Source organism: Lentiprolixibacter sp. (assembly GCF_982873095.1).
In genome coordinates, this window is sequence record NZ_CEYNTP010000109.1 from 1 (window position 1) to 8,768 (window position 8,768).

Below are 8,768 nucleotides of genomic sequence, written 5' to 3' on the forward strand. Positions count from 1 at the left end.
ACTCCCCAAATTGCAAAATTTAAAATACAGCCTTGATCCGTCAGAGACCAAAATTAACAGCACAGTTTTCCTGGCCGGAGATGTGCTGCTGAATGGCTCGCTGAATTCGGCCATGTTGGCCGGGGAGCAGGCCGCAATGGGAATAATTTCGCTCTTGGAAGAAAGTCCGGACCTGGACTTCCTGATCTCAGAATACCTCTAGGGTTTTCGGCTTTGCAATTCCATGATGATCCCGTTACAACGCTCCTGAAGTTCCTTCAGCGTAGGCTGCAATTCCATGGCACTATCTTCAAGCAACCAGGCCCGGGGTTCAATCCAGAAACGGCTTTGGTCATTTAACTTCATGGCCAGGGAGGGATCAATGGGCATCATGGCAGCAAAAGCATCATTCCAGAGGTTGGATAACTCAGCATTGGGATGGAATTGATTTTGGTTTTGGTTTAAATAGAGTTTGGTCTGGTTTACTGCTTTTTGCATGAGCTGCACTGCACGTATCTTTTTCTCTATACGGGTTCCCCTTTTGGTAAGCGCTTTTCCTACAGCAGAAATAGCGAGGTTGAGTACAGCCAGGATCTCATTCATATGCAGCTATATCTAGAGATTGAACTGGGGATGGTGTTTCGGCCCTGAAGTAGGTTTCAAGGGCCAGTCTTCGGGCCTCGAGGGCATCCTGAGTGCCGAGCTTATTCTGGTAGCTGTTCCCGTTCTTTTTTGAAAACAACTCTATAGTAACCCCAACGGTTATGCCCCCCAGCACTGTCGCCCCGAGATCGGCATTGTCCCAGCTATTACTTTGTCTCTCATCGTAGGCTTCTTTGGCAATTCCTGCCAGAAGGCTGGTGGCAATAGCCCCGGTTACTGTCCAGAACCGGTTTTGATTGCTCAGCTCAGAAGCTACAAATGCCCCGGCCGCCCCGGTTAAGGCGCCAATTCCAAAATGCAGAACCTTATCCTGTTCTACCTGGGCCCTCAACGGCAAGCTAATCAGGACGAACATTACCAGTACCAAAAACGAAAAACGCATGGGGCCAAGTTAAAAAGATTCTCCATATCAATTTCGTCTGTGGATGTTATTTTTCACACGTGCTTATCACTTCCTGATAATCACGAATAAGGGCTGGAAGTACGCACAGTTTTAACTACATTTATCCCTACATAAAAGGGCGGATAAAACAACGATTTCATTTGAATCGGATGTTACCGCCTTAACAATCCAAATTCCCGATTATGAAATTTGAATGGAAGGGTGTCATGCCCGCAGTTACGACAAAGTTTACATCAGATGACCAACTGGATCTGGACATGTTCCGGGTGAATCTGGAAGCCCAGCTCAATGCCGGGGTTTCTGGGATCATCCTCGGGGGCACCCTGGGCGAAGCTAGCACGCTTACTGCCAATGAAAAACAGGTACTGGTGGAAACCGCCGTAGACTTCGTAGCAGGTAGGGTTCCTGTGATCATGAATATAGCCGAGCAGAGTACTAAAGGTGCGATAGCAGCGGCCAGAGCTGCCCGGGAGCAGGGTGCCAGTGGATTGATGGTCCTTCCCCCCATGCGTTACAAGGCGACAGATTACGAGACCGTGGCCTACTTCAAAGCCATTGCAGAGCGTACGGAACTTCCGATCATGATCTATAACAATCCCGTGGACTATGGCATTGAAGTAACGCTGGATATGTTTGAGGAATTACTACAACTGCCCACCATACAAGCCGTTAAAGAATCTACCCGGGATATTTCCAATATTACCCGGATCAGGAATAGGTTTGGCGACCGGCTAAAGGTACTTACCGGAGTAGACACCCTGGGCCTGGAAAGCCTGCTCATGGGAGCCGATGGCTGGGTAGCCGGACTAGTATGTGCCTTCCCTGCTGAGACCGTGGCCATATATGAGTTGGCAAAGGCAGGCAGAAATGAGGAGGCCCGTGCCATCTACAGCTGGTTTTTGCCCTTACTGGAACTGGACATCAATCCTCAATTGGTACAGAACATCAAATTGGCCGAGGTAGCAACGGGTATCGGTACCGAACAAGTAAGAGAGCCCCGTTTACCCCTAAGGGAGCCCGAACGCACCCGGGTATTGAATGTTATTGAGGAAGGGCTTAAAAACAGGCCCGTACTCCCCGATTACCTCGCCTTGCGAAACAAACAGGGGCTCACTGTAGAATAATCTTAATCCTATGATCACCGGTAAAAACTATATTGGCAATACCTTATCTGCTACAGGAAAGGTGACGTATACCACCTTTAACCCGAAACTCAACCTTAAGAATCCCTGGACCTTTTACGAAGCTTCGGAAGAAGAATTGGATGAAGCTGTGCAATTGGCAGCAAAGGCCTTTACAACCTACAGGAACATTCCCGGAAAGAAGAAGGCCAACTTCCTCAGGACAATTGCCAATAATATTGAAGGGCTGGGCGATGAACTCATTGAGACCTATATGTCAGAATCCGGCCTCCCGGAAGGCAGGGCCAAAGGAGAAAGGGGAAGGACCGTAGGGCAACTGCGCATGTTTGCAGAGATGCTCGATGAAGGCTCCTGGGTGGAAGCGAGCATTGATACGGCCCTACCTGACCGGACACCGGTACCCAAACCTGACCTTCGGAAAATGCTGACCCCCCTGGGACCCATTGTAGTTTTCGGTTCCAGTAACTTTCCCCTTGCCTATTCCACGGCAGGTGGGGATACCGCAAGTGCCCTGGCAGCAGGGTGCCCGGTAATCGTTAAAAGCCATCCCATGCATGCCGGTACGGGGGAGCTCGTAGCTTCGGCTATTGTTGCGGCAATAGTTAGCTGTAATTTGCCTGACGGAGTATTTTCAAACCTCAACAGCAGTGATATACAGATCGGGCAGCAGTTGGTGAAACACCCCGAAACAAGGGGAGTAGGATTCACCGGAAGTATTGCAGGGGGAACTGCGCTTCACAAACTGGCCAGTGAAAGAAAGGTGCCCATCCCTGTTTTTGCGGAAATGGGGAGTATCAATCCGGTCGTTATCCTGCCCTCAGCCCTCAAGGATAAGGCTGGTCACTGGGCAAAGTCATATGCGGCATCCATTACCCTGGGCACAGGGCAATTTTGCACAAACCCCGGATTGATCTTGTCCATAAACGGACCCGAATTGGATGCATTTATGGATGCCCTTGGAGAGGAAATCCTGAAGATGGACGCTGGCATCATGCTCCACCCGGATATCCACAGAAAGTACGAAGAAGGGCATAAAAGCATGAGCGGACAGGAAGGCACAAGGGTAGTCGCAGAGTACCTGGACAAAACACCTCCCAATTACGCCAGGCAAAAAATACTGGCCGTTCCTGGTGGAGTTTTTCTGGGAAATCCCAACCTGCACAAGGAGGTATTTGGTCCCTTTTCAATGGTAGTCAAATGTACCGATACAGCACAAATGGAGGCTATCATCAACCAACTCGAAGGGCAGTTGACCGGGACCGTTATTGGTGCGAAGTCCGAGATAAATACACATGACACCCTGGTGAGTGCCCTGCAGGAGAAAGTAGGGCGGTTAATCTACAATGGGGTACCCACAGGGGTTGAAGTCTGCCCTTCCATGGTTCACGGTGGGCCGTTTCCGGCAACCACCGATGCAAGGTTTACTGCAGTGGGAACAGAAGCCATACGAAGATGGGTGCGTCCGGTGAGTTTCCAGGACTGGCCTGATGAGGCACTGCCCGATGCATTAAAGAACAGGAATCCACTGGGAATACTCAGGAAGGTGGACGGGAAACTTACAAAAGAACCGGCAGGGGTATGAGGCGCTACACCATTCTCATTACACTGCTTTTTGGTGTCAGCTCCTTATTTGCTCAGGACAGTCTTGAGCAGAAAGCCTTGCTCAACGAAATTATAAAAGAGGTAGATAGCTATAAGGCCTATGACCGGGAGGACTTCCCGCTGGGCGTGTTTACCGAGGCCCGATACCAGAAGGAAGCAGAATTTGCCAGGGATCAATTAAAGGTCTTGTCCCAGGTAGATCAGGAAGTGCTTTCGGAAAGGGACCGGATCTCAACCGAACTTCTGAAGTTCGTCTTGCAGGAGCGCATTGATCGTTTTGAGCTGGGCATATACCTGAATCCCATTCAGGCCGATCAAGGCTTCCACCTGAACCTGAATTATCAGATACGGCACCTGGCCAATTACCGCGAGGTTAAGCGCTACCTAAAGGTCTTGGAAGCCATCCCCGATTTTGCAGAGCAACATTTTGACCTGATGCGGAAAGGACTTCGCAAGGGCAACTCTCAGCCCAAAATAATTTTTAAGGGATATGCATCCACCTATGACGTCCACATTGTGGAGGATTCTCGAAGGAGTGCATTCTTCGATCCAATGGAAGCGCTCCCTGATGATATGACGCCTATTCAAAAGGATTCTGCCCGACAGGCTGCCATGAAACTGATTACAGAAAAAGTTGTCCCCGCTTTCCGGGATATCAAGACATTTTTTGAAGAGGAGTATCTACCTAATACCCGGGAGAAAATAGGCATTTCAGCCATTTCAGGAGGGAGGGACTTTTATCAAAATAGGATTAACTACTATACCACTTCTACCCGTTATACCGCAGAAGACATCCACGAATTGGGAAAGGAAGAAGTAGGCCGGATCCAAAGTGAAATGTTGGCCCTGATTGATTCCCTGGGATTTAAGGGTAGCTTTAATGACTTCCTGGAGTATTTGAGGACCTCCCCTCGGTTCTATGCCACTACCCCGGAAGCACTTCTTAAAGAAGCGCGCGATATAGCCAAACGGATTGACGGGGAATTACCCCGTTTCTTCTCAACCTTGCCCCGAAGGCCTTATGGCGTAAAACCGGTACCTGAAGCCATCGCCCCTAAGTATACCGGAGGGCGGTATGTTCCCCCAAGGTCCGAAACCCAATCCGGCACGTATCTGGTCAATACCTACAAACTGGATAGCCGCCCGCTTTATACGCTACCTGCCCTTACTGCCCACGAGGCCATGCCGGGGCACCACCTGCAGGGGGCGCTAAACAGGGAACTATCCACGAAATTCCCGGCATTCAGGAGGCAATTGTACCTGTCTGCCTTTGGGGAAGGCTGGGGCCTGTACTCCGAATACCTGGCTGCGGAAATGGGCATTTACAGAAATGCCTATGAAAAATTTGGCCAACTGACTTATGAAATGTGGCGGGCCTGTCGTTTGGTAGTGGATACAGGGATACACGCTTTGGGCTGGAGCCGTCAAGAAGCGGTGGACTATATGAAATCCCATACGGCTTTATCACTTCATGAAATCAATACCGAAACTGACCGTTACATCGCATGGCCGGGACAGGCTTTATCCTATAAAATCGGAGAGATCACCATCAGGCAATTGAGAAAGGAAGCGGAGGCAGCCCTGGGCGCCAATTTCAATATCCGGGAATTCCACGAGGTGATCCTGGGGGAAGGAACGGTAACCTTGCCCATTCTCAGAAAAAGGGTAGCTGATTATATCACAGATCATTCAAAATCCCGGGTATCCGAATGAAACATACGTTCACATGTATTGATGGGCACACCTGTGGGAATCCTGTCCGGGTGGTTACCACCGGGACCCCTCCCCTCGTTGGGAAAAATATGAGCGAAAAACGGGCCCATTTTCTGAAGGAGTATGATTGGATAAGGACAGGCCTTATGTTTGAACCCAGGGGCCACGATATGATGAGCGGCTGTTTTTTTTATCCCCCCAGCGATGCCGAAAATGACCTTGGGATCCTGTTCATAGAAACCAGCGGTTGCTTGCCCATGTGTGGACACGGCACTATTGGCGCCATGACTATTGGATTGCAGGAAGGTTTGATCCATCCCAAAACCCCAGGGACCATACGGTTGGAAACCCCTGCCGGATTAGTGGTTGTCAGCTATGAAATGAAAGATCAAAAGGTGGAATGGGTACGGTTCACCAATGTAAAATCCTACCTGGCTGCACAGGACCTGGAGGTGGAAAGCAGCTTTTTGGGAAGGTTGAATTTTGATGTAGGCTATGGGGGTAATTTCTATGCTATTTTTGATCCTCAGGAAAACTTCAAAGGATTACAGAAATACAAGGCATCGGAACTGATTACCATGGCACGTGAACTCAGGGAGCGGATCAACCAGAAATATCCTGATCAATTTATACACCCGGAAGACCCTACCATCAATGGGGTGAGCCATGTGCTCTGGACCGGTGATACGCTGGACCCAAAATCCACAGCCCGCAATGCCGTTTTTTACGGGGATAAAGCCATAGACCGCTCCCCGTGTGGAACAGGCACCTCCGCCCGGATGGCACAGTGGCATGTCAGGGGAAAACTTAAAAAAGGAGAGCCTTTTGTACATGAGAGCTATATCGGATCCACCTTTACGGGCAGGATAGAGGCCGAAACCCGAATTGGGAAATACCAGGCGATTGTCCCGAGTATACAGGGGTGGGCGAAGGTGTATGGCTATAATACCATAACCATTGATAAAGACGATCCCTTCTGCCACGGGTTCCAGGTTATATAACAGGAAAATCAATGAAAAAACTTGTGGTGACTTCCCCCGGACGTATCAACCTTATTGGGGAACACACGGATTATAACGAGGGGTTTGTTCTGCCCACAGCCATTGACTCCCATATTACCCTGAACTTTACCGAACATCCTTCCCCAAATCAGATCGAGGTGACCAGCAAGGACCTGGACAAATCCTTTGAAGCTGACTTGCGGGACATACAACCCAGCACGGAAAGCTGGCAAAACTACATTTTAGGGGTCATCGCAGGAATCCAGGTCCGGACAAACGGGCTTCGTGGCTTCCGGTGCACCTTGGAAAGCAGTATCCCTATCGGCTCGGGCCTGAGTTCTTCTGCTGCCCTGGAATGCGGTATTGCCTATGGGGTAAACGAGCTCTTTGAACTTGGTCTGGATCCGATCACCCTGGTAAGACTTTCCCAGGAAGCGGAGCACGAATTTGTAGGCACCCAATGCGGGATTATGGACCAGTTTGCTTCGGTAATGAGCAAGGTAGGCAAAGTGATCCTTCTCGATTGCAGAAACCTTAACCATAGGTACATCCCCCTTGAACTCGGAGATCACCGCTTCCTGCTGATCAACAGCCATGTGCACCACACCCTGGCTTCCAGTGAATATAATACACGCCGAAAGCAATGTGGAGATGCCATTGAAATCATTGCGAAATCGTATCCTGAGGTAAGCGCCATGAGGGACGTTACGCCAGCAATTTTGGCGGATCAAAAAAACAGGTTGTCTAACACCCTTTTCCGCCGCTGCAAATATGTGGTAGAGGAAAACCAGCGGGTGCTGGATGCCGTGGAAGCACTTCAGGAAGGGCACCTTCCCCGCTTGGGGGCTTTACTCTATCAATCGCATGCCGGCCTGCGAGACGAGTATGAGGTAAGCTGTCCTGAAATTGATTTCCTGGTAGATTTTACCCAAGACTATCCTGAAGTCCTGGGGGCACGGATCATGGGCGGGGGTTTTGGGGGCTGTTCCCTGAACCTCATCCACAAGGAGGCCATTACCGACCTGATGGCCCATATGGGTCCTGCTTATCGGGAAAAATTTGGAAAATCCCTTAGTTGGCACGTCGCCCAACCTTCAGGAGGGACTTCTATTACATATTTTTAGGGGAAAGACTAGTCCGGGGTTTCTAGGACGGAGGTGTTCATGGGGTCATCGGTAACGGTGCGTCCTGAAAGCTTTTTATTCGCTGTTTTCATCTCGGCATAGCGGGGATCCTGCACATAGTCCTGCTTTTCCATTTTAACCACCTCTATGCTCAGGAACCCAAATTCACTGACCACCTTCCCGAACGACCTGTAAATCCCTCTTCCCCGGAAGAAATACTTGGCTGCCACCGGGGGGAAAAGCACCGTATCAAAGACCTCCCCGTACTGGTCGACAAAAGTGGCAAAATGCATGCGCTTCCCGTTGTGGGTTTTGGTATTTTTTACCGTGACCAGGTAACCGTAAATATCAATATGCCGGTTCAGGTGTTGCGCAAGGTGGCGGCTCCCTGTGGAGTTCTGAGGTAGGGTTTTCAGCAGCTCAAACGGACTGCAAAGGGGGAATCCCAGCAATTCGATTTGAGTAAAGGCGGCTTCAAGTTGGGTGGTATGCAGTTGGGGGATCTTAAACTCCTGATGTGCCGGGGGAAACAATTTGGGATGTTCCAGGCTACTTCCATGGGCGAGAAAAAGGTGGGCCTGCCACAATAATTCGTGTTTGTTTACTCCCGTAAAGCGGAAGGCATTGATGCGGATGAGGATGCTTACCTGTTCTATGGAAATGGGGACGCGATCCAGGAAATCTTCGAGGGAAGTGAAAGGCCCTTCGCTTTTCCGGGCCTTCAGGATGCGGTCCATAACCCGGCTTTCCAATTCGCGCAGGTACATAAAGCCCAGGTACAGGTCCTTCCCGTATATGGTGTTCACAGCCAGGCTCTTGTTCACGCAGGGGGCATGGATAACCGCCCCCAGCATACGGGCCTCGTGTACGTAAAACTCGGGCCGGTAAAAACCGCCTCCATTGTTCAGAACGGCCACCATGTATTCGAGGGGAAAGTACGCCCTGAGGAATAAACTTTGATAGCTCTCCACGGCATAGGAGGCCGAGTGGCCCTTCGCGAAGGCATAGCCGGCAAAACTGGCCACCTGGTTCCAGATCTCGTTAATCAACTTTTCCCCATAGCCCCGCTTGCGGCAATTCTGGATAAACTTGTCCCTGACTTTCTGAAATTCCTCACGCGACCGGAACTTGCCGCTCATTC

At 50.2% G+C, this 8,768-nt stretch carries 8 protein-coding genes and 1 pseudogene; 6 read left to right on the forward strand and 3 right to left on the reverse strand.

Annotated features, from left to right (window positions below; genetic code table 11):
• A pseudogene (locus AC4E7D_RS07945) lies at positions 1 to 202 on the forward strand (FAD-dependent oxidoreductase); the annotation flags it as partial.
• On the opposite strand, the gene AC4E7D_RS07950 reads toward AC4E7D_RS07945, so the two are convergent.
• Both AC4E7D_RS07950 and AC4E7D_RS07955 read right to left on the reverse strand, forming a co-directional pair.
• A complete protein-coding gene (locus AC4E7D_RS07950) occupies positions 199 to 582 on the reverse strand; it encodes a hypothetical protein (protein ID WP_490173274.1) in 384 nt (127 codons plus the stop codon). The pseudogene AC4E7D_RS07945 and the gene AC4E7D_RS07950 overlap by 4 nt on opposite strands.
• Positions 575 to 1,024, reverse strand: a complete 450-nt coding sequence (locus tag AC4E7D_RS07955; RefSeq protein WP_490173275.1) for a hypothetical protein — start codon at positions 1,022 to 1,024, stop codon at positions 575 to 577. Before AC4E7D_RS07955 ends, AC4E7D_RS07950 begins: the two co-directional genes overlap by 8 nt.
• Positions 1,025 to 1,227: 203 nt before the next feature.
• Here AC4E7D_RS07955 and AC4E7D_RS07960 point away from each other — a divergent pair, with 203 nt between their 5' ends.
• From AC4E7D_RS07960 to galK, 5 genes are read left to right on the forward strand one after another with little or no spacing between them, the layout of a single operon-like run.
• On the forward strand, positions 1,228 to 2,169 hold the full coding sequence (locus AC4E7D_RS07960; RefSeq protein ID WP_490173276.1) for a dihydrodipicolinate synthase family protein: 942 nt from the start codon (positions 1,228 to 1,230) through the stop codon (positions 2,167 to 2,169).
• A 10-nt stretch (positions 2,170 to 2,179) separates the two neighbouring features.
• On the forward strand, positions 2,180 to 3,769 hold the full coding sequence (locus AC4E7D_RS07965) for an aldehyde dehydrogenase (NADP(+)) (protein ID WP_490173277.1): 1,590 nt from the start codon (positions 2,180 to 2,182) through the stop codon (positions 3,767 to 3,769).
• On the forward strand, positions 3,766 to 5,502 hold the full coding sequence (locus AC4E7D_RS07970) for a DUF885 domain-containing protein (protein ID WP_490173278.1): 1,737 nt from the start codon (positions 3,766 to 3,768) through the stop codon (positions 5,500 to 5,502). Before AC4E7D_RS07965 ends, AC4E7D_RS07970 begins: the two co-directional genes overlap by 4 nt.
• On the forward strand, positions 5,499 to 6,503 hold the full coding sequence (locus AC4E7D_RS07975; RefSeq protein WP_490173279.1) for a 4-hydroxyproline epimerase: 1,005 nt from the start codon (positions 5,499 to 5,501) through the stop codon (positions 6,501 to 6,503). The genes AC4E7D_RS07970 and AC4E7D_RS07975 overlap by 4 nt, the downstream gene beginning before the upstream one ends.
• An 11-nt stretch (positions 6,504 to 6,514) precedes the next feature.
• Positions 6,515 to 7,627: a galactokinase gene (gene galK, locus AC4E7D_RS07980; protein ID WP_490173280.1), complete on the forward strand. Its 1,113-nt coding sequence runs from the start codon at positions 6,515 to 6,517 to the stop codon at positions 7,625 to 7,627.
• A gap of 8 nt (positions 7,628 to 7,635) precedes the next feature.
• Here galK and AC4E7D_RS07985 read toward each other — a convergent pair.
• The coding region (locus tag AC4E7D_RS07985; RefSeq protein ID WP_490173281.1) for a helix-hairpin-helix domain-containing protein at positions 7,636 to 8,768 on the reverse strand (1,133 nt) is incomplete at its 5' end.

What these genes read in the sequence shown, in the direction of transcription:
- AC4E7D_RS07950 (WP_490173274.1), bottom strand. Translation starts at nt 582, where the DNA reads ATGAATGAGATCCTGGCTGTACTCAACCTCGCTATTTCTGCTGTAGGA.
- AC4E7D_RS07955 (WP_490173275.1), bottom strand. Translation starts at nt 1,024, where the DNA reads ATGCGTTTTTCGTTTTTGGTACTGGTAATGTTCGTCCTGATTAGCTTG.
- AC4E7D_RS07960 (WP_490173276.1), top strand. Translation starts at nt 1,228, where the DNA reads ATGAAATTTGAATGGAAGGGTGTCATGCCCGCAGTTACGACAAAGTTT.
- AC4E7D_RS07965 (WP_490173277.1), top strand. Translation starts at nt 2,180, where the DNA reads ATGATCACCGGTAAAAACTATATTGGCAATACCTTATCTGCTACAGGA.
- AC4E7D_RS07970 (WP_490173278.1), top strand. Translation starts at nt 3,766, where the DNA reads ATGAGGCGCTACACCATTCTCATTACACTGCTTTTTGGTGTCAGCTCC.
- AC4E7D_RS07975 (WP_490173279.1), top strand. Translation starts at nt 5,499, where the DNA reads ATGAAACATACGTTCACATGTATTGATGGGCACACCTGTGGGAATCCT.
- galK (WP_490173280.1), top strand. Translation starts at nt 6,515, where the DNA reads ATGAAAAAACTTGTGGTGACTTCCCCCGGACGTATCAACCTTATTGGG.